The organism is Ruminococcus sp., from assembly GCF_016287535.1.
GTDB lineage: Bacteria > Bacillota > Clostridia > Oscillospirales > Ruminococcaceae > Ruminococcus.
Window position 1 is genome coordinate 40,488 of record NZ_JAEFAJ010000004.1, and the last position, 19,715, is coordinate 60,202.

Consider the following 19,715-nt stretch of genomic DNA (forward strand, 5'->3'; position numbering starts at 1 on the left):
TATTATTACAACAACAGCCATAAAGAAGTTTTTACTTCTTTATGGCTGTTTTGATTATTACCGGTTCAGGTCAGGCTCTCGGCTGTAAGACCGAGACCTTCCATTGCGGCTTCGCTGCCCATTACGCATATACCTCCGAAGCTGCGGAGCTTCTCTGCTGCTTCTGTGAGCTGGCTGGCGGTAACTCCGAGCATACGCTTTCTTTCAGCTGCCCTTTCTTCAAAGGTGATGCCTCTGAACCAGAGTCCGTCAGCCTGACGGCTCTTGTTGCCGTCTGACATCAGGGGTTCGTCCTTGGCGATGCTGCTGATGATATACTGTGTTATATCGGGCTCTCCGTCGCAGTAGCCCTTTATGAAGTCTGCTGATCCGCGGTATGTATCTATAGTAGCTGCAGGGGAGGGGTCACGGTATGAATAGAAGGTCTGCTCTCCCTTTGCGTCCATGAAAGCGCCCGTGCCGTAAGCTCCGCCCTTTACTCTTACCTCGTTCCAGAGGTATTCGAGGGAGAGGGCACGGAAGAGAACGCTGCGTACAGCCTTGTCAGCTGAATTGTCAGGGAAAGCCATTGCCGAGTAGGATACGCCTGAGGGTATTATGATACCCTGTTTTTCGGGTATATCAAGTTTGAAGCCCATTTCCTCGCTTGCCGGCTTTTCACCGGTGGGGAGAGCGTTCAGAAGGGGCTCTATCGAGACGTTGCCTGTGCTTGTTACGCTTGCGCAGAGACGCGATGTGCAGAAGATACGGCTGAGTGACTTTATGGTTTCTGTCAGCTTTTCCGGAGCCTTTACTGCTTCGTGAAGGCGCTTGTATGCCTCATAGCCCGAAACAAGCTCGGAAACGGCAGCTTCTGCCGACAGCGCTGCGCGGACGCGGCTCATTGAGTAGCTATGACCGTTTGCGATAATTGACTGCTTGAAATTCTCGTCCGACTGCATCAGGAGCTCGCGGACGGTATCATCGTTATCAAAACTTGTCTCTGTGAGTATTTCAGCTATGAGTTCAAGTGCGTCAGTAGTGTTTCTGTCAAGGAAGCGTGTGCTCACCATGAAGTATGGGGTACATCTGTCGGTAACGCCTTTGGGTGAGAATACCTTTATGGAATAGATTATCTCGCCGAGAGTACCTGTTATCCTGCGCTGTAGTTCAGCGGCTGAGCTTCTTTTTGTGGGCAGCTCTCCGTAAAGCTCTGTCGCTGCTGCAGCGGCGGACAGCTCATCTTCAGAGAGGTCAGAAAGGGAGAAATAGAGATTAAGCGCTGTTATGCCGTTATCTGAGGCAGGGTGGCGGAGTATGGTAACATTTCCGCAGCTGTCTGTCACAGTCTCAAACGGGAGCGGCTTGTCGCTTACCTCGGAAATAGCAAGATGAGGCATGGTGGCGAGCTGATCGGGAGTATCTACGGACTGCTGCCACTCGTCAAGCTTTCTGTTCTGTTCAACGATGACCGAGCGCTCCTCACAGGCAAGACGGTCGATTACCTCAGCTATGCGCTTTTCCTCGGCTTTTTTCTGTTCCTCTCCGTAGGTCCGTGAGGGGAGAAGGTACAGCTCGCCGCGGCTGTTCTCATCAAGGAGCCATTCTTTGAGGAGCTCCTCAAAATAGCCTGTGTCAGCCTTTTTGCGGAGAGAATCATATACCTCGCCGAGTTCAAGGTAGGAGAGGGGGTCACCACCGTAAAGCCATGCTGATAGGGCGGAAATATTCCTTGTGAGACCTCTCGGCTCTCCGCCTGCACGGAAGCGGAACTCATGGCGGTCTATAGCAGCTGCAAGGAGCTTACGGTCGATACCTTTCTCACAGAGCTCCGTAACAGCGGCGCGGACAGCCTCTTTCAGCCTGCTGCAGTTCTCCTCGTCGGTATTGTTTATACAGAGACAGCCGAATGGCTGGAATATGCCGTCGCTTACTTCAAGTGAAACGTCGAGGCAGAGTCCCGTATCGAGGACGGCACGTTTCAGGGGAGCGTCGTTTGAGCCTGTAAGGGCTTCGCCGAGCACGGCGGCTGCCGTTATCCTTTCGCGTTCCTGATAGCTGCCGAGTACCTTTCCGATGACATAATATGTATGCGCAGCTTCCTCCTCGTCTGCGGATATCTCATAGTACGACTTTCTGACGGAAGCTTTTATCGGTTTCTGTAAAGGTATCTCGCTCATTACCTCACGTCTGCCGAAGCGGCTGAGGTACTCTCCGTCGATAAGTCCGAGCACCGCGTCTATATTCACCGGACCGTCAAGGTATATATATGAATTTGAGGGGTGGTAGTAAGTCCTGTGACCCTCTATGAACTGCTCATAAGTAAGGCTGGTAATGGCTTCCGGAAGTCCGCCGGATTCAAAGCGGTAGCAGCTGTCGGGGTATAGCACGTTCATTATCTCTGATTCCATACGGCTGTATACAGATGACATAGCGCCCTTCATCTCGTTGAAGACTACTCCCTTGTATACCGGAGTATCAGATTCACTGCGCATTTCTATGTGCCAGCCCTCCTGATAGAAGATGTTGGGGTTGTAGTATATGGCAGGATCAAACACAGCGTCGAGGTAGACCCTTGTGAGGTTCATGAAGTCCGTATCGTTTCTGCTGGAAACCGGGAATACGGTCTTGTCGGGATAGGTCATCGCGTTGAGGAATGTATTCATGGTACCCTTCATAAGTTCAAGGAAAGGCTCCTTCACGGGGTACTTCTTTGAGCCGCCGAGGACGGAGTGCTCAAGTATGTGGAATATTCCCGTATCGTCCGAGGGCGGAGTCCTGAAAGCTATTGAGAAGAGCTTGTTCTCACCGTCGTTCTTCATCCATATCAGTCTTGCTCCTGTCTTTTCGTGGCACATCTCTATGAGCTGCGAACCACTGTCAGGGGCAGGAGCGGTGCGTACAACCTTAAAGCCGTGTATAGTATCGTTTATATTCATACAGTACCTCCTGAGTATATTCATATTATGATTATACCATTTTTACCGCATTTATGCAAGAGAAGTTTCAGACGCACAACATTATTCCGTCAACTGTGCAGCGGCGTACAGCTTGTGTATGTTTGATCTGAGCCGGGCTGTGAAAAAACAGCAACTTTTTCTCTGCGAATATTGCCATTTACCGCATGATGTGGTATAATAGAAACTGAACTCAAATCAGCTTACGAAAGGACAAAGGCAATGGATATAAAAAAGACTGTTATCTCGCTCGCAGAAGCCTGCGGAGCTTCCGGCAGCGAGAAATGCGCAGCGGAGCTTGCTTTGTCGATGCTCAGGGAATACTGTCCCGACGCAGAGATAATAAACGGAAATGTGATCGGACGCTTCGGCACTCATAAGGAGGGACTTCCTCTGCTGGTGCTTGACGCTCATATAGATCAGGTGGGATTAATCGTAACATATATCACGGACGAGGGATTTGTGAAGGTCGGAAATATAGGCGGCATAGACCGCAGGCTCCTGCCTGCGCAGCCTGTTGTGATACACGGAAAGCGTGATGTTAAGGGAGTTATCTGCTCTGTTCCTCCTCATCTCACCAACGGAGACAGCGGGGTCCTTGAAATGGAGGACGTGGCTATAGATACCGGACTGACAAAGGCAGAGCTTGAAGAGGTGATCGAAGCAGGAGACAGCATAACCTTTGATGTGACCTGCCGTGACCTTATCGGCAGCCGTATCACAGGGGGCGCTCTTGACGACCGCTGCGGAGTTGCTTCCATACTTTATGCGCTGGAACTCCTCAGGGATAAGCCCTTGGCTTACAATACTGCTGTTATATTCTCCACTCAGGAAGAAGTGGGTGAGCGCGGTGCCAAGATCGGCGCCTTTGAATTGGATCCCGATATCGCTATTGCGGTCGATGTGAGCTTTGCCTACGCTATAGGCGAGGACGAGAGCAAGTGCGGCTATCTTGGAAAGGGACCCATGATAGGCATTTCTCCCTCCCTTTCACGCGAGATAAGCGACAGCCTCATCAGCACGGCGAAGGCTGAAGATATACCATATCAGAGAGAGGTAATGAGCGGACTTACCTCCACCAATGCCGACCGTTATTCAGTGAACCGCTGCGGCGCAAAGACCTGTACGGTATCTATACCGCTGAGGAATATGCACACTCCCGTTGAAGTGATAGACCTCGAGGACGTTGAAATGACCGCGAAGCTGCTTGCAGGATTCATAAGGGAGGGTGTAAAATGAAAGAGCTGCTTAAAGAGTTGTGTCTTATGGACGGAGTTTCAGGCGACGAGAGTGCTGTGCGCGAGCTTATAATAAGCAAAATAAAGGACGTATGCGAGTACAGGACAGATAATCTCGGAAATCTGATCTGCTTCAAAAAGGGAAGGAAAACTCCCGCTAAGAAGCTCATGGTGTGCGCACACATGGACGAGGTGGGCTTTATAATAACATATATCCGTCCCGACGGTACGCTCAGCTTCGGCAATGTGGGCGGTATCGACCCCTCTGTGGTCATCGGCAGACAGGTCAGAGTGGGAAAAAGCCGTATCAGCGGAGTTGTGGGCTCTACTGCTGTACACAATCTCAGCAAGGAGCAGCGCGAAAGGGCTCCAAAGACCGACAGTCTCTACATAGATATCGGCGCTGCGGACAGGGCTGAGGCTGAGAAATACGTTTCTCCCGGAGACTGCGCTTATTTTGATTCGGAGTTTGTTGAAATAGGCAGCTGTATCAAGTCCAAGGCGATCGACGACCGTGCAGGCTGCGTTATGATGACAGAGCTAATGCATGAGGAGCTTGAATACGACACATACTTTGTTTTCAACGTGCAGGAGGAGATAGGTCTCCGCGGAGCAGCTGCTTCCGCATACTCTGTAGCCCCGGACTATGCCATAGTCCTCGAATCCACCACGGCTGCGGACATCGACGGAGCCTCCGGCGCAAAAAGGGTCTGCGAGGTCGGTAAGGGACCGGTGGTTTCCTTCATGGACAGGCATACCATGTATGACAAGGAGCTTTACCACCTTGCCTTTGATATCGCGGAGGAGCAGGGCATACCCTGTCAGACAAAGACCATGATAGCAGGTGGAAATGACGCCGGAGCAATACACATAAGCGGCGGCGGAGTGCGTACAATGGCTGTATCGCTGCCATGCAGATATCTTCATTCACCGTCGTCGGTCATAGCCTGCACCGACCTTGAAAATACATATAAACTGGTAAAATCTCTTATCGGAAGGATACATGAGATATGATAAAGCTTATCGAACATGAGCACGAGCTTGACCGCGTACTGCTCAACAAGACCCTCTCAGGCAAGAAAATGCTTGCCTATATGAGAGCCTACGGTCCGAATTATGAATTCTGCCGTTTCTACAAGATAACTGACGGTATCGGTACGGGTTTCATGTTTATCATCAATTCCACACTGATAATATGCGGCGACGGAAAGCTTGAACCCAATGACGAGATAGACCTTTTTGTAAGCATGAACCTGCCTTTCCGTATCGAGGGCGACCAGAAGATACTGGAGGGTATAACCATACCGGACCGTTATCAGGTGCTCAACCGTACTATTTTCGAGCTTATCCCAGATGATACGCCTCTTGAAGCTATCGAGGAGCACGTTGAGTTCAATCCCAGCCTTCCTGACGTATACAAGATACTCTGTGAGGGCTTCCCGAATATAGCGGATTTCTCTCTTTGGTACACGGATACCTCCCACCGCTGCCGCCACGGTATCAGCCGTGTGTTTACCTACCGCAACTCCACAACGGCTTCGGCAGTATTTGATATCGGCAGCACAGTCCTTATCGGACAGGTTGCTACAAACAAGGCTGCAAGAGGACGGGGTTACGCAAGGGAGTTCCTGAAATGGCTGGCGAAGTTCTTCAACGGACTCGGAAAAAGGGCGTATCTCCTTGCTCTCGACGTCAGAGTGAGCTTCTATCAGGAGATAGGCTTCCGTATCGCAGGACGTGAGATAGTCCTTGAACGTATCGACATCGAGAAGGAAAGCGCTGCAAAGGGACGCCTTGAGGAAAGGTGATAGCTGCCTATAGGCTATAAGTATTATATAACGTCTTGACTTTTACCGGCGGATAGGGTATAATGTTCATTGAATCTGTATTTTAGGAGATGGATATAATGAACCCTGAGGTTTACGGAAAATATGAGATAATAGACGCTCATTCCCATATATTTCCCGAAAAGATCGCCGATACTGCGACGGACAGCATAGGACATTTTTACGGTCTGCCCATGAACAACAGAGGCTTCAGCGAGAAGCTCATCGAAGCCGGCAGCAGGATAGGCGTTAAAAAGTATCTTGTGTGCTCAACAGCCACAAGTCCGAGACAGACAAGCAATATCAATATATATATCGCAGGAGAGTGCGAGAAGCACAGATGCTTCTACGGTTTCGGCACAACCCATGCGGATTCCGAGGACCTTGAAGGCGATATAGAGCAGATAATATCCCTCGGACTCCACGGTGTGAAGCTGCACCCTGATTTTCAGAAGTTCAACGCCGATTCTCCTGAGGCTTTCAGGATATACGAGCTCATGGAGGGAAGACTTCCTCTGCTCATACACTGCGGCGACGCAAGATATGATTACTCCGCGCCTGAGCGCATAAAGAGGATACACGACAATTTCCCGAAGCTGAAGATACTTGCCGCACATCTCGGCGGATATCAGCAGTGGGACGCTGCGGAAAAGATCCTTCCGGGACTTGAGAACGTCAGATTTGACGTCAGCAGCTCGCTGGCATTCCTGACTCCTGAGAGAGCCGCAGGGATAGTAAGAAAGTATGGTATCGAAAACTGCTTCTTCGGTTCTGATTTCCCAATGTGGAGCCATGAGGACGAGCTTATGCGCTTCCTGAAGCTTGGCTTCACCGAGGAAGAAAATCAGATGATACTTGCAGACAATTTCAAGGAGTTTCTTGAGATAAAATAACAGAAACGGGACACAGCTGTCCCGTTTTTCTTTGGAAAGGAATATCTTTATGGTAAAGGATATAGTAAGGGACGAAGCTGTCCTCGCAGTAAAGTCTGAGCCTGCAACGAGAGCGGATATACAGGTCGTCCGCGACCTTCTCGATACGGTAAAGGCAAACGCGGAGCGCTGTGTGGGAATGGCTGCGAATATGATAGGTGTACACAAGACCATACTTGTGGCGCTTATAGGCGATGAATATATCGCAATGATAAATCCCGTGATAGTTGACCGCTCAAAGGAGACCTACGATACCGAGGAGGGCTGCCTCTCCCTCAGCGGAGTACGTCCCGTGACCCGTCACCGTATCATAACAGTGGAGTATACGGACAGGAAGTTCAAGCGCCGCCGGGGGATATTCCGGGACTTTGAGGCGGAGATAATACAGCACGAGATAGACCATTTCAGCGGTATCATAATCTGAGACTGGAATCACGCAATATTCTGCGTTGTCATATAATACATTGAGGGAGGGGAGTCTCCCTCCCTTAATACGGCGGTTTTCCGCCATATGGAGGTATATGTATGGCGACTTTCTATAATCAGGCTACTCTGTCCTATAACGGTACAGTTGCAAGCTCAAATATAACCTCAGGCGAGATACTTGAGGTGCTTTCCGCGGAGAAGAGTGCTGTTTCGGACAGCTACTCGCAGGGAAGTGAAAACGTCTATATGATAAGTATCGTGAATTCAGGTTCTGTCTGCTACAGCGGACTCACTGTCACAGACGACCTCGGTGCCTACAGCTTCGGTGAGACAGGTACCGCTGTTCCACTGACCTACAGGGACGGCTCTCTTGCTTATTATGTAAATGGCGTTCAGCAGCCCGAACCTGCGGTGACATCGGTCTCACCTCTCACGGTGACGGGTATAAATGTACCGGCAGGCGGCAATGCTATGCTGGTATACGCAGCTTCCGCAAACAGCTTCGCCCCTATGGGAGCCGACGCTGATATAGAGAACACCGCAGTTATAAGCGGAGCCGGCTTTGAGCCTGTGACAGTATCCGAGACTATCTCCTACAGCGACGGCATCGACCTTGCTATCAGCAAGTCTCTCAGTCCTGCTGCTGTTGAGGAGAACGGTGAGGTGACCTACACCTTTATTATCCAGAATTTCGGAACAGCTCCGGCAGAGGCTGCGGATAACGTGATATTCAGCGATACCTTCACACCTGCCCTCAGCGGACTTACGGCTGAGTTCAACGGAACGACCTGGGTATCGGGAACCAACTACGCTTATGATCCCGATACTGGAGTATTCACCAGCCTTGACGGACAGGTAACTGTACCCGCGGCAAGCTTTTCACAGTCAGATACAACAGGTGAGTGGGCTGCGCAGGCAGGAGTAAGCACTCTTGTTATCAGGGGCAGACTGGCATAAAGTAAAATGGGACACGAAAGTGTCCCATTTTTTATACCGTAAAGCCCTTTGCGCGGAAATTGTCTATAAGCTCTCCCAGTATCTCTGCATTTGTAGCTGAAACAGAGTGAAGCAGCAGTATCTCTCCGCCGTGAGCTGCGTCGGTCAGCTTTTTCAGACCCTCAGCCGGATCAGGCTGACAGTCTGTTTTCCAGTCAACATAGGCGCTGCTCCAGAAAAGAGTGGTGTAGCCGCAGTCCTTTGCGATACCGAGAGCGTGCTCGGAGTATTCACCGCAGGGACAGCGGAAAAACTGCATCTGATAGCCGTAATTGTTCATTACATAGTTATGCAGGGATTGTATCTCATTCTTTGCGTCCTCATCGGACAGAGCCGGCAGACTTGCATGAGTCATGCCGTGATTTCCGAGGATATGCCCCTCGTCTATCATGCGCTTTACCAGCGCTGTCTCTGTTTTTGCGTAGGGACCTGTCAGGAAGAATATCGCATGGACGTCCTTTTCCTTCAGAGTATCCAGTATCTTTGCGGTATAGCCGTTTTCATAGCCCTGATCAAAGGTGATGATTATTCTTTTATCGTCATCCGACAGGGCGAAGGCATCAAGGTCGCCGAATCGGCTGTTGAACTGCACTGCGTCAACGGGGCGGTTCATCTCATCGACTGCCGTTCCCTGACCGTAGCCTTTCTTTGTACAGTCGGCAGCATATACTGCCGTACATGGCAAAGCAGCGGCGGTAAGCAATGCAGCGGAAGCGTTTATTTTCATAAGCATTTACCTCTGATTTCTGAGTGCGGAATAACTCCGCAATAGTATTATGAGCTGTGAAAATGAGAAAAAACATGGGTATTTTTGCATTTTTCGCAATTTTTTGCATAATTATTACTGAGGTGATATTATGGGAAATGATGAAGCGAAAGAGGAGTACGACAGCGGCAGCACGGAAGCCCTTATGGCGGAATACGACAGAAAGCGAAGAAACAAGGCAGATGATATTATAGCCACGCAGGCAGTGATATGCATACTTCTTGCGGCTCTGCTCGCGGGAGGCAGGATATTCCGTCCTGAAGTGACTGCCGGGGTGTTCGGACGGATAAAAAGTCTTGCGGCTGACACGGCAGAGGTAATGCCGAATCCCATAGATATACTGATAGATTATTTTGATAAGAATCAGGATATGCGGAACTGATGTCCGTATACATTTTTCTTTTTTTGTATTCAACGCGCTGATATTCCTGTTCCGCAGCAGCAGTCTCATACTTGCATTCTATACGGTATGCGCCCTCCACGAAGCAGGACATCTTGCGGCTCTTGCGCTGTGCGGCGGAAGGGTCAGAGCTGTTGAGATAAGCGGAGCGGGGATCCGTATCGTAACACGAAAAGGCGGCACGTTCCCGACACGCAGCAGCGTATTCGTGCTGCTTTCGGGACCTGCCGCCAATATTGCTGTTTATTCTGTTATGAAGCTCGCAGGCTGCGGCGGTATATTTCCGCTGCTGAATCTTTCCGCAGCTGTCTATAATATGCTGCCATATTACAGCCTTGACGGCGGAGCGGTCATTGCCTGCATTACAGAGGGAAGAGCCTGTGAACGCACAGCTGCTCTTGCCGTGAAAGCTATGGGGATCATGATGACAGCTCTTTCCGCAGCGGCTGTCCTGCGTTGCGGTATTACAGCCCTGCCGTTGCTCATAGCTTCAGCTGCTCTGTATACCGGGGATATCCGTAGATAGTCCTTTATTCTGCGTGAGCAGCTATACGGTATATGGTTGCGATATCCTGAGCCGAGAGATGAACGAATCCGCCGGTCTTTCCGTCACCGATGCCGAGCTTGTCCACCAGCTTCGGGATATCCTCTTCCTTTGCGCCCAGCTCCTTGAAGTTTATCGGCATACCTATGCTGCGGAGGAAGCCGCGGAAGCACTGTATGCCCTCAAGAGCTGTTTCGTCAGGATTCTCAAAATTCATCTGACAGCCCCATACCCGGACAGCCATCTGAGCGAAACGCATTACATTATGCTTGTATACGAATTCCATCCATGCGGGCATGACTACAGCGAGTCCTGCACCGTGTGCGCAGTCATAGAGAGCTGAAAGCTCGTGCTCTATGCGGTGGCTGTTCCAGTCCTGAGCTCTTCCTACGCCGACTATGTCAGTGTGAGCGACCGTACCTGCCCACATTATATTTGCTCTTGCCTCATAATTGTCGGGCTGTACGATAACACGGGGAGTTTCCTTTATCATTGTAAGAAGTACAGCTTCACAGAGACGGTCTGTGATCTCGACCTCGTGAGTGTTTGTGAAATAGCGCTCAAAAACGTGAGCCATTATATCCGTTGCGCCGCAGGCTGTCTGATAAGCAGGAAGAGAGCAGGTAAGCTCAGGGTCAAGTATGGAAAAACGTGGACGGAGCTTGTCAGAGCCCACATCGCGCTTGAAGCTTCCGTCTTCTTTGGTGACGACCGACGCACCTGAGCCTTCGCTTCCGGCAGCCGCTATAGTTAGCACAGTACCAATGGGGAGAGCCTTCTCAACTTCCTTGCCTGTGCCGTAGAAGTCCCAGAAGTCTCCGTCATACGGCACACCGAGAGCGATAGCCTTTGAGGAGTCTATACATGAGCCGCCGCCTACGGAGAGAATAAAGTCAACATTTTCATCGCGGCAGAGCTGAATTCCCTTGTAGATGAGAGTATCACGGGGATTGGGCTGTACTCCGCCAAGCTCTGTGAACTCTATTCCGCACTCGCTGAGTGAAGCCTTGACCTTTGCGATGAGTCCGGACTTGACCGCGGAGCCTGAGCCGTAGTGTATGAGCACCTTTGTGCCTCCGTACTTCTTTACCATTTCTCCTGCTTTTGATTCCGTATCCCTTCCGAATATGAACTCCGTGGGGCTGTAAAACTGAAAATTATCCATTATGTATTCCTCCCTTTATTATATTTTTATATTTTTTATTGCTTCAGCGACCTTATCGCACCAGCTGTCGAATTCTCTATCCTCAGTCTGGCACTCCTTATGGGCGAGTATGTATCTTATAGTGCTCCTTATGCCCTGGTCTGCACGTACAGTTGCGGTAAAGCCGGGAACTGCGCGTTTTATCTTTGAGTTGTCGAATATAACTGTATTTGCCTTGTCGCCGGTAAGAGTGCCCTCGAAATCGTAGGGACCTATGGCGTTGAGCAGCTCCGACGAAACATGGCAGGCGTTCAGCTCAACGCCCAGCTCGTCGGCAATTATTGAATAAATCTGGTTCCATGTGACGCTTTCATCAGAGGTTATATGGAAAGCCTGTCCGATAGCGTGGATATTTCCCACAAGTCCGGCATATGCCTTTGCGAAGTCGCTGTTGTGGGTGATAGTCCAGAGTGAGGTGCCGTCGCCGTGTATTATGACCGGCTTGCCCTCCATTATCCTTTTGACCACCTGCCAGCTGCCCTTGTCTCCGTGTACTCCGAGGGGCACCGACCTCTCGTCGTAGGTGTGGCTGGGACGTACAATAGTTACGGGAAATCCGTTTTCGCGGTACTGCTTCATAAGGTATTCCTCGCAGGCTATCTTGTCACGGGAGTACTGCCAGTGGGGATTAGCAAGGGGAGTGCTCTCGGTAATGACGCAGTCCGCAAGTGGCTTCTGATAAGCGGAAGCGGAGCTGATATAGATGTACTGCTTCGTTCTGCCGCTGAAAAGCCGGAAATCCCTTTCCACCTGTGACGGTACGAAGCCTATGAACTCTCCGACGCAGTCGAAGCTCATACCTTTGAGTTTTTCTGCGGCTTCCGGCTCGTCTGAGATATCGCACTGTATGGTACGTACATTTTCAGGCAGTTCACTGTTCCTGCCGCCGCGGTTCAGCAGCAGGACCTCATGTCCCTGCTGAGCAAGGAGCTTTGTTATTGCCATACTTATAGTGCCTGTTCCGCCGATGAGTAGTATCTTCAAGTATTTGTTCACCTCTCAGAGTAATTTTTGTATATTGCGCTGTAAAACTGTTGGATTAATTATAACACAGATTTATAAATAAAGCAATATCTGAATTCGGGAAAAATATTAAATATATTGTTTCTTATGTAAATTCTTGCACTTAAAAATAAAAAACAGCGGAATTTGTCGATCGTCCTTCCGGCAGCCGGATAATAAAACGAAAGCCCCGTGACATTGCTGCGGGGCTGAGCTTATATATCATAGTAATCAATGTTGTACTGTTCAGCGTAACGATAGGCTTTAGCCTCATTGGGAACGAGGTACTCGCCGCCGTACTTGTAGCAGGTGATAAGCGCTTCGGCAGCTTCCTTGTCTCCGCCGGCAGCAGCCTTACTGAAAAGATTTGCGGCAAGGGAAAAGTTCTTGTATGTGCCTGTGCCGTTGGTGTAGCAGTAGCCCAGTTCCTTCTGAGCAGCAGTATGGTGCTTGTCTGCGGCAAGTTCAAGCATTTTTTTTCCGGTCACCGGATCCTCAGCCGTACCAACACCGTTGATAAGGCACCAGCCGTAGGAGTACTGACCGTCGGGGTCGTCCTGTTCGGCGGCTCTTTGGTACCATTTTACGGCAGCTGCGGGATCTTTTGGTACTCCGTAGCCGTTAAAAAGACACTCGCCGTAATTGTACTGCGCCTTGGCGTGACCCTGTTCAGCTGCCTGTTTATAATACTTTGCGGCTGTGCTCTGATCCTTTGAAGTTCCATCGCCGCGCATACAGCACCCGGCAAGATTGTTGAGAGCGTCGAGATCGCCTTTGTCAGCGGCTTCCCTGAACATTATGACTGCTGATGTTTTATCCTGCGGTACACCGATGCCCGAAAGATAGCAGCAGGCAACATTGAACTGTGCGTCGGTATTTCCCTGACTTGCGGCTGTTTTCAGCCAGTAAAGAGCCTTTTCGCTGTCCTGTTCAATGCCGACGCCTCTGAGGTACATATTTCCCAGCTTGAACTGTGCTTCTGAATCGCCTGACAAAGCGGATTTCAGGAGACCGTCAGAGGTATTGGCTTCAATATGTATACCGTATCTCTGAGAGTAATACAAAGCCTTTGTCCTGTCAGGAGAGAGACCCGCGCCGCCAATGGTAAAGCAGCGTATAAGAGCCTTCTGCGAATCGTAGTCGCCCTGTTCTGCCGCCTGTTCGTAGCGCTTTGCAGCCAGTGCGACATTGCGTTCCGTACCTTGACCGAGGTAATAGCAGTCGGCAAGCTTTTTCTGTGAACTGCAGTCGCCGCGGTCAGAGGACAGGATATACCATTTTACGGCTTTTGCATAGTCCTGCTTGACTCCTCTTCCGTAGAAAAAGCGTTCACCGAGGTTGAAGCTTGCGTCGTTGTCGCCGTTCTGAGCGCGTCTGAAAAGATCTTCGATAAGTGAGGCAGAGGAACCGCCTGTAAATACCTCATCACTGCCGGGAGACGGAGCGGAGATATTGTTCCTGAGCTGCCAGCCAAGAGCGGAAGCGATACTGAACGCTACGAGATCGGCTTTTTCGGCGTTCAGGTATTCGCTAAGCTCCGAGGAAGCACGCTGTACTATGTCATCGGCAAGCTTTGTGCCTGAGATGACTGCTTCGTTCTCACGTATGAAAATATCTCCGATATCCTCGCTGAGTGCAACGAAGAAGGCTTTGTTCTCCTTTGAAAGACGGGGAGCAAAGTCCGAAAAAGCCGAGCAGAATTTCTTGTGGTCTGAGAGTATATCTATGCCGAAACGGTCAATGACCTCTTTTGCGGCTTTGGAAGTTTCAGTTAGCAGATTGTTGTCCATAATGGAGAGCCTCCGTGTGGTATTTATTGAAGGAAAGAGTTCAGCAGCTGACAGCGGCAGGTTGATTTATTACCTGCAGCCTTTCATTCAGGTCGGTGAGCAGCAGCCGTTCAAGGTCACGCTCGGTTGCGAGACCGGAATCGGAATTAAGGGCGCGGAAGCCCTCGTTCACCATTTTCTGAGCGCCGGGAAAGTCCTGTTTTATATTGAAAAGGTAGTAGGCGAGAACGCGCTTTGCATTGGCGTCCTTATCCTTGTTTATCACATTTCCGAGCCTTTCGAGCAGCATTTCGGTGATCTGCGGATTGGGCTCGACCTCGGAGAAGAAGTATATCAGCCAGTAGTAGCTGCCTGTTTCCTGAACGAAGTATCCGCGGTCCAGAAGGATATTCATCGCCTTGTGAGAGGGATCGCGCATACCGTTGTAATTTTTCAGGGCGGCAAGGTACCCCATATACAGCTGATAGTAAAGCAGCTGCTCAGTCTTTGTGGAGTCCTTGAAGCCGAGTTCTTCCATCGGTTTCATATTTAGGGAAGCGTAGCTCTCTCCCTGCCTGAGCCTGTTCAGTATGGAATCTATGCAGCCGCTCAGCTGTTTCATAAGGACGAGTTCCGAATACAGGTATATAGCAAATGAAAATAGTGCATGGAACAGCATTCCTGCCGTAAATGAGAACAGGAGCAGCTCCGGAAGTGTGTACCGTTCCGGCTTGGTGAGCAGTCCGCGGAATGCGAAGCAGAGCGCGGCAGCTGCGGCAAATTTAGCGATGATACTTACGAATTGCAGTATATCGCCTTTTTTGTTGCTGAAGCTCTCCACCGACTTACGGTTGTCGAAACGCACATCGTACTGTATTAAAGGACTGAACTTATGAAAGGTCACGATCCACTTGTTATCGGAAACAGCGAATTCCAGACCGAAAAAAGATATAGTGGTTACCCTCATGCCAAAGACGGGAGCAAAAATAAGATTTGAAACAAGACCGACTATTTCTGCGGCTATAAGTGCGAGAAGGAGAAAACCAATGATAAATATACCTGTTTTTTCCAATACAGACATAATACCTCTCCTTTGCTTTCAGAAGAAAAGGGCAGAATCCCGCCCTTTATCTGTAAATATCCATATATGTGATCAGCTCGCATTTCATCACGGTCGTATAAGAAAGATACCATCTTCCGTTCAGCTCGACGAAGCCGCAGCCGTTTCCGATGAAATCGTGTTCCTCATTGCCGTCTCTGTAATAAACGATGCCGCAGTCTGAAGCGTTCGAGAAGTTTGTTCCGAGTTGTTTGTTGAAATCTTTCAGAGCGTTTTCATCTGTAGGTTTGAGGAGTTGTTCATCGAGTGTCGTGGTCCACTTTTCGGGAGGAACGTCAGACTTTTCAGCCATAATGGAATGTACTTTTTTAATAGAGTCATTGATAGCGCTTGTTACCTTTGAGCGCTTGAAGAGTACCTGCGCGTTCTTGCCGTCAAGGAGTTCTGATCTTGAAGTGTCGAGATATGCGTGATAGCCTGCTATCTCGTCTGCGCAGAACATATCGTATACGGCGTCAGGATTGCCGTGAAGATATGCGTCGTAATAAGCTCTTGCGGCGTCAATGCAGGTCGCAAAGCCTTTCTGCGGAGCCTCTGTCTTAGGCTCGGTGGTGACTGCGGTAGCAGCAGTCTCCGTAGTCGCCGCGGCAGTTTCCGTGACAGTGGAAGAAGTCTCCGCCGGTGTTTCAGTGCCTGATGCTGTAACAGTTACCGAAGTAACTGTTGTGCCTTCTGCTTCAGTAGAGGCAGCAGTCAAAGCTTCTGTGGCAGCTGATTCGTTCTTTGTGATATTGCTTTTTTTATTATCCGTGCTGTTGCAGCTCCATGCTGAAGACAGCAGCAGAAATGCTGTGATAATAGCAGTGATGCGGGAAAAGAGCTTCATATAATTCTCCTTGTGCTGATTGATACAATAGTATTATAGCTCTAAAACCCGTTTTCGTCAATAGTCTGATCAAAAACAGCAGAAACCGCCGTGCATCAGTAGTCTTTTTTCTTGCCGCAGTTTTTGCATACCTTGGTGATGAGCTTGAAATCGCCGCCGCAGTACGGACATTTTCCGGCAGTCTTGCGGCTCGCGATAACTGTTTCGTAGTAAGCCGGGAAGTTTGAAGCGTTGTCTGAGAGATTTGGCCAAGTTATGGTCAGAAGGTTAGGGCAGTTATTGAAGCCGCCGCTTATCTTCTTGACGGAAGCAGGTATGCGTATGCTCTCAAGGTTCTCACAGCCGCTGAAATCGCCCAGCGAGGTAGTTCCGGCAGGTATTTCTATGGCTCTCAGCCCCGTACAGCCGCTGAAGCCGTCAACGCTGAGCACTCCTGCAGGGATCTCTACGCTTCTGAGAGAGACGCAGTTCTGGAAAGCAGATGTACCGATGGTCCTGACAGTTCTCGGTATACCGATCGCCGACAGGGCTGAGCAGTTTGCGAAGGTACATTCCTGAATATGCGAAACGCCCTCCGGGATATTCAGACTTTCAAGCATTTCGCAGCCTGAGAAAGCGTATTTTCCTATCTGCGAGACGTACTGTGGTATCTCGATGTCAGACAGCTTTTTGCAGCCTGAGAAAGCAAATGCGCCTATCTCGCCTATCGGTTCGGGGAGCTCAACTGATGTGAGCTCTGTGCAGTCTGCAAACAGAGCATCGGATATACTGCGGATATGCGGAGGAAGCACGACGCTTTTCAGAGCGCTGCAGCCGCGGAAAGCCCATATATCAATTGATACGATGCTGTCCGGGAAGCTCACTTCTTCAAGGGACGTACAGCCACGGAAAGCGTAGCCGCCTATTTCCTCCAGCTTGTCATGGAAGGTGATATGCTTCAGAGTGGTGTTGTTCTCGAAAACGTGGTTGGCGATCTTTCGCACCTCTCCCGGTATAGTTACATTTTCGGCGCTGCCCTTGTAGGCGGTGAGTACGCCGTCCTGAACCTCAAAGTCACTGCTTTGCTTTTTGACAGCCTTTACCTTCCTTGCAATTTCCTTATGCTGCGACTTGTATTTGTTTACAGCCTTGCTGACTATAAAAGGAGTACTGCAGTGAGGACATACCCAGGCGTCCTTGGTTTTATCGACTTCGACTGTTTTGCCGCAATTAGTGCATATAGCGTTTGTCTGTACCATAATTATCCCCCTATTATTGCCATATTTTATATAATAATTGTACCACTTGCAGGGGCGATTGTCAATAAAATCAGAGCAAAACTCACAAAATACACAGAAGACTTTGCTGCTATTTGTACCATGTGCATACAGAAAAGGAGCTGCGCGAAGCAGCTCCTGTAAAATATTTTTATTAAAGCATTGAAGCTCTCAGTTCTTCGCCGCTGAGCCTTGAAAGGTAAGCGGGAGCGATGTCGAAAGCTGTCTTGCAGCCTGTAGCGCCCTCTGCCTTGAGTCTTGCAAGAGCTCTTGCGTAGCAGATGAGTACGCTTGCGGTAAATTCAGGATTTGACTCAAGCTTGAGTGAATACTCTATCATCTGATGAGTTTTTTCGCCGTCACCTGTAACGCCGCTTCTCATTACGAAACCGCCGTGGGGCATCTTGTTGTGCTTTGCGTTGAATTCCTCTTCGCTGATAAAGTTTACTGTTGTATCGTACTGGTCAAAGTAGTTCTTCATTGTCTTGATGTCGTTCTCGATCTTAGCGAGATCAGCGCCTTCCTCCGGAACTACCCAGCACTCTCTGAGGTGCTTCTGACGGGTGCTCAGCTCAGGCTGGCTTCCGCTGCGGACAGCCTCCATAGCTGACTCTATCGGAACAGTGTACTGGATCCCCTTCTTAACGCCCTCAACGCGGCGGATAGCGTCGGAGTGTCCCTGACTTACGCCCTTGCCCCAGAAAGTGTAGCTCTTGCCGTTAGGGAGTATGGACTCAGCGTAAAGTCTGTTGAGTGAGAAGAGACCCGGATCCCAGCCGACAGAGATCAATGCGAGGTGACCGCTCTCTTTTGCTGCCTTATCAACATTAGCGAAATGCTCTGGGATCCTTGCGTGTGTATCAAAGCTGTCGATGACGTTGAAGAGCTTAGCCATTTCCGGAGTCTGCTTGGGAAGATCTGTAGCACTTCCTCCGCAGATTATCATAACGTCTATGTCCTTTGCCATTTTTTCGGCGTCGTCTATCTTGTAAACAGCGGCTCCTGCTGTGAGGGGCTTGACTGTTGAAGGATCGCGGCGTGTAAAGATGCCTGCGAGTTCCATATCATCGTTCTGACGAATAGCAAGCTCAACGCCTCTGCCGAGGTTGCCGTAGCCTGCGATACCTATTCTTACTTTTTCCATTTGGAAATTACCTCCTTATAATTACTGTGCTCGCCATTGAACACAGTTTATAAACATTATAGCACCTTTTTTTAGAGTTGTAAAGCTTTAAATCATAATTTTGCGCAGCAAAATTATGATTTAGTTTAGAGTTGAGAATTGAGAGTTGACAGTTGTGGTGTATCGCCTGCGGCGATATAATTAAATATATGAGCGCAGCGAACTCATTAACTCTTAACTCTCCACTCTCAATTCTCAACTCAATCAAAATTTAGCAAAGCTAAATTATGATTTACGTTTTTTCTTTGCTTTGTGTTTGAGCAGGACAAGTCCCGTAAGAGCGGCAGCCTTTGCGGCAGTCTTTACTACGTTCTTTGGAACTATCTTAGTGCGGATATCCTGCGGAACTTCCTCTGATACCGCAAGATTGCCCTTGCCGGCGGCTTTTACCGAACCGCCCTCGATATGTATGCCGTGGAAATCTTTCTTGAATTCCATACTTAATCCTCCCTTACAGGCTCGGCGATTAGGAACTTTATCTTCTTTCCCTCATCCGAGAACATCTTCTCGTGTTCGGTGACAAAATTTTCATAAGGACTTTCTGCGTGCAGATCGTAGGTCTTGTACTTTATCCTGAAGCCTGCCTCAGCGAAGTACTCGAATGACTCCTCGAAAAGCTCGTCGTCATCGGTCTTGAACCACAGTTCGCCGCGGAGGAACTTTTTATAGTTCACAAGCTGACGTGTATGTGTGAGGCGGCGTTTCTTGTGCTTGGCTTTGGGCCACGGATTGCAGAAGTTTATGTATATACGGTCTGCGCGGTCGTTTTCGTCCCATGCCAGTTCGAGCCGCTCTATGTTCTGTATCGCTATGCGGACGTTATCGGGAGAAGCTCCCTTTTCAGCATAGGCGGCTTCAAGCTTGCGCTTTGCGAGGACCAGCATCTCGTTCTTGATGTCCATAGCTATGAAGTTTACCTCCGGATGAGCAGGAGCTGCCTGTGATATGAAGCCGCCCTTTCCGCAGCCCAGTTCAACGTACAGCGGCTTTTCGGGCTCGGAGAAGAGCTCTCTCCAGTGACCTATCTGCTTCTGCGGTTCATGTATATAGAACGGACAAGCCTCAAGCTCAGGCTTTGCCCAGGGTTTATGTCGTATCCTCATAAATTACCTCCGTGATCGTACTGATAACAATTAATTATACCACATTTTTCTGTAAATTCCAATAGTCTGCGAAAATTTTTCGTATACCGAAATGCCCTACAATCAGCGGCAGCTTTAAGAGCGGCTTTTTGTAAATAAATAATAATATTACTGAAATCACTGGACAAGAGAAACATAATGTGATATAA

General features: G+C 49.5%; 19 protein-coding genes. 8 read left to right on the forward strand and 11 right to left on the reverse strand.

What is annotated here, in order from left to right:
• Positions 1–65: 65 nt before the first annotated feature.
• Positions 66–2,918: an insulinase family protein gene (locus QZZ36_RS03220; RefSeq protein ID WP_295076643.1), complete on the reverse strand. Its 2,853-nt coding sequence runs from the start codon at positions 2,916–2,918 to the stop codon at positions 66–68.
• A gap of 240 nt (positions 2,919–3,158) precedes the next feature.
• On the opposite strand from QZZ36_RS03220, the gene QZZ36_RS03225 reads away from it, so the two are divergent.
• From QZZ36_RS03225 to QZZ36_RS03250, 6 genes are all read left to right on the forward strand, one after another.
• Positions 3,159–4,175, forward strand: coding sequence for a M20/M25/M40 family metallo-hydrolase (locus QZZ36_RS03225; protein ID WP_295076645.1), 1,017 nt, complete (start codon positions 3,159–3,161; stop codon positions 4,173–4,175).
• Positions 4,172–5,188: a M42 family metallopeptidase gene (locus QZZ36_RS03230; protein WP_295076647.1), complete on the forward strand. Its 1,017-nt coding sequence runs from the start codon at positions 4,172–4,174 to the stop codon at positions 5,186–5,188. Before QZZ36_RS03225 ends, QZZ36_RS03230 begins: the two co-directional genes overlap by 4 nt.
• On the forward strand, positions 5,185–5,982 hold the full coding sequence (locus QZZ36_RS03235) for a GNAT family N-acetyltransferase (RefSeq protein ID WP_295076650.1): 798 nt from the start codon (positions 5,185–5,187) through the stop codon (positions 5,980–5,982). Before QZZ36_RS03230 ends, QZZ36_RS03235 begins: the two co-directional genes overlap by 4 nt.
• Positions 5,983–6,080: 98 nt before the next feature.
• Complete coding sequence (locus tag QZZ36_RS03240) at positions 6,081–6,893, forward strand: amidohydrolase family protein (RefSeq protein ID WP_295076653.1); 813 nt, start codon at positions 6,081–6,083, stop codon at positions 6,891–6,893.
• A 49-nt stretch (positions 6,894–6,942) separates the two neighbouring features.
• Positions 6,943–7,356, forward strand: coding sequence for a peptide deformylase (locus tag QZZ36_RS03245; protein WP_295076656.1), 414 nt, complete (start codon positions 6,943–6,945; stop codon positions 7,354–7,356).
• Between the two features lie 101 nt (positions 7,357–7,457).
• Complete coding sequence (locus QZZ36_RS03250; RefSeq protein WP_295076658.1) at positions 7,458–8,315, forward strand: hypothetical protein; 858 nt, start codon at positions 7,458–7,460, stop codon at positions 8,313–8,315.
• Between the two features lie 31 nt (positions 8,316–8,346).
• Here the strand turns inward: QZZ36_RS03250 and QZZ36_RS03255 are convergent, their stop codons facing one another.
• Entirely contained in the window at positions 8,347–9,081 is a 735-nt protein-coding gene (locus QZZ36_RS03255; RefSeq protein ID WP_295076660.1) for a polysaccharide deacetylase family protein, read from the reverse strand.
• 130 nt (positions 9,082–9,211) lie between these two features.
• On the opposite strand from QZZ36_RS03255, the gene QZZ36_RS03260 reads away from it, so the two are divergent.
• Both QZZ36_RS03260 and QZZ36_RS03265 read left to right on the forward strand, forming a co-directional pair.
• The gene (locus QZZ36_RS03260; protein WP_295076662.1) at positions 9,212–9,502 is read left to right on the forward strand and encodes a hypothetical protein; all 291 of its coding nucleotides are present in this window, start codon (positions 9,212–9,214) and stop codon (positions 9,500–9,502) included.
• On the forward strand, positions 9,474–10,046 hold the full coding sequence (locus tag QZZ36_RS03265) for a hypothetical protein (protein WP_295076665.1): 573 nt from the start codon (positions 9,474–9,476) through the stop codon (positions 10,044–10,046). The genes QZZ36_RS03260 and QZZ36_RS03265 overlap by 29 nt, the downstream gene beginning before the upstream one ends.
• 4 nt (positions 10,047–10,050) lie before the next feature.
• On the opposite strand, the gene QZZ36_RS03270 is transcribed toward QZZ36_RS03265, so the two are convergent.
• From QZZ36_RS03270 to trmB, 9 genes are all read right to left on the reverse strand, one after another.
• On the reverse strand, positions 10,051–11,229 hold the full coding sequence (locus QZZ36_RS03270) for an iron-containing alcohol dehydrogenase (RefSeq protein ID WP_295076668.1): 1,179 nt from the start codon (positions 11,227–11,229) through the stop codon (positions 10,051–10,053).
• 18 nt (positions 11,230–11,247) lie between these two features.
• Complete coding sequence (locus QZZ36_RS03275) at positions 11,248–12,252, reverse strand: SDR family oxidoreductase (protein WP_295076671.1); 1,005 nt, start codon at positions 12,250–12,252, stop codon at positions 11,248–11,250.
• Positions 12,253–12,485: 233 nt separating this feature from the next.
• On the reverse strand, positions 12,486–14,060 hold the full coding sequence (locus tag QZZ36_RS03280) for an SEL1-like repeat protein (protein ID WP_295076674.1): 1,575 nt from the start codon (positions 14,058–14,060) through the stop codon (positions 12,486–12,488).
• A gap of 40 nt (positions 14,061–14,100) precedes the next feature.
• The gene (locus tag QZZ36_RS03285) at positions 14,101–15,120 is read right to left on the reverse strand and encodes a hypothetical protein (protein WP_295076677.1); all 1,020 of its coding nucleotides are present in this window, start codon (positions 15,118–15,120) and stop codon (positions 14,101–14,103) included.
• Between the two features lie 46 nt (positions 15,121–15,166).
• Entirely contained in the window at positions 15,167–15,985 is an 819-nt protein-coding gene (locus QZZ36_RS03290; RefSeq protein WP_295076680.1) for a hypothetical protein, read from the reverse strand.
• Between the two features lie 95 nt (positions 15,986–16,080).
• Entirely contained in the window at positions 16,081–17,223 is a 1,143-nt protein-coding gene (locus QZZ36_RS03295) for a leucine-rich repeat protein (protein WP_295076683.1), read from the reverse strand.
• Between the two features lie 172 nt (positions 17,224–17,395).
• On the reverse strand, positions 17,396–18,385 hold the full coding sequence (locus QZZ36_RS03300; protein WP_295076688.1) for a diaminopimelate dehydrogenase: 990 nt from the start codon (positions 18,383–18,385) through the stop codon (positions 17,396–17,398).
• Between the two features lie 264 nt (positions 18,386–18,649).
• Positions 18,650–18,862 (reverse strand): hypothetical protein, encoded by a 213-nt coding sequence (locus tag QZZ36_RS03305; protein ID WP_295076692.1) that lies wholly within the window; start codon positions 18,860–18,862, stop codon positions 18,650–18,652.
• Positions 18,863–18,864: 2 nt separating this feature from the next.
• Complete coding sequence (gene trmB, locus QZZ36_RS03310; protein WP_295076694.1) at positions 18,865–19,527, reverse strand: tRNA (guanosine(46)-N7)-methyltransferase TrmB; 663 nt, start codon at positions 19,525–19,527, stop codon at positions 18,865–18,867.
• Positions 19,528–19,715 lie beyond the last annotated feature (188 nt).

What these genes read in the sequence shown, in the direction of transcription:
- QZZ36_RS03250 (WP_295076658.1), top strand. Translation starts at nt 7,458, where the DNA reads ATGGCGACTTTCTATAATCAGGCTACTCTGTCCTATAACGGTACAGTT.
- trmB (WP_295076694.1), bottom strand. Translation starts at nt 19,527, where the DNA reads ATGAGGATACGACATAAACCCTGGGCAAAGCCTGAGCTTGAGGCTTGT.
- QZZ36_RS03260 (WP_295076662.1), top strand. Translation starts at nt 9,212, where the DNA reads ATGGGAAATGATGAAGCGAAAGAGGAGTACGACAGCGGCAGCACGGAA.
- QZZ36_RS03305 (WP_295076692.1), bottom strand. Translation starts at nt 18,862, where the DNA reads ATGGAATTCAAGAAAGATTTCCACGGCATACATATCGAGGGCGGTTCG.
- QZZ36_RS03295 (WP_295076683.1), bottom strand. Translation starts at nt 17,223, where the DNA reads ATGGTACAGACAAACGCTATATGCACTAATTGCGGCAAAACAGTCGAA.
- QZZ36_RS03280 (WP_295076674.1), bottom strand. Translation starts at nt 14,060, where the DNA reads ATGGACAACAATCTGCTAACTGAAACTTCCAAAGCCGCAAAAGAGGTC.
- QZZ36_RS03220 (WP_295076643.1), bottom strand. Translation starts at nt 2,918, where the DNA reads ATGAATATAAACGATACTATACACGGCTTTAAGGTTGTACGCACCGCT.
- QZZ36_RS03230 (WP_295076647.1), top strand. Translation starts at nt 4,172, where the DNA reads ATGAAAGAGCTGCTTAAAGAGTTGTGTCTTATGGACGGAGTTTCAGGC.
- QZZ36_RS03270 (WP_295076668.1), bottom strand. Translation starts at nt 11,229, where the DNA reads ATGGATAATTTTCAGTTTTACAGCCCCACGGAGTTCATATTCGGAAGG.
- QZZ36_RS03285 (WP_295076677.1), bottom strand. Translation starts at nt 15,120, where the DNA reads ATGTCTGTATTGGAAAAAACAGGTATATTTATCATTGGTTTTCTCCTT.
- QZZ36_RS03225 (WP_295076645.1), top strand. Translation starts at nt 3,159, where the DNA reads ATGGATATAAAAAAGACTGTTATCTCGCTCGCAGAAGCCTGCGGAGCT.
- QZZ36_RS03290 (WP_295076680.1), bottom strand. Translation starts at nt 15,985, where the DNA reads ATGAAGCTCTTTTCCCGCATCACTGCTATTATCACAGCATTTCTGCTG.
- QZZ36_RS03245 (WP_295076656.1), top strand. Translation starts at nt 6,943, where the DNA reads ATGGTAAAGGATATAGTAAGGGACGAAGCTGTCCTCGCAGTAAAGTCT.
- QZZ36_RS03235 (WP_295076650.1), top strand. Translation starts at nt 5,185, where the DNA reads ATGATAAAGCTTATCGAACATGAGCACGAGCTTGACCGCGTACTGCTC.
- QZZ36_RS03240 (WP_295076653.1), top strand. Translation starts at nt 6,081, where the DNA reads ATGAACCCTGAGGTTTACGGAAAATATGAGATAATAGACGCTCATTCC.
- QZZ36_RS03255 (WP_295076660.1), bottom strand. Translation starts at nt 9,081, where the DNA reads ATGAAAATAAACGCTTCCGCTGCATTGCTTACCGCCGCTGCTTTGCCA.
- QZZ36_RS03300 (WP_295076688.1), bottom strand. Translation starts at nt 18,385, where the DNA reads ATGGAAAAAGTAAGAATAGGTATCGCAGGCTACGGCAACCTCGGCAGA.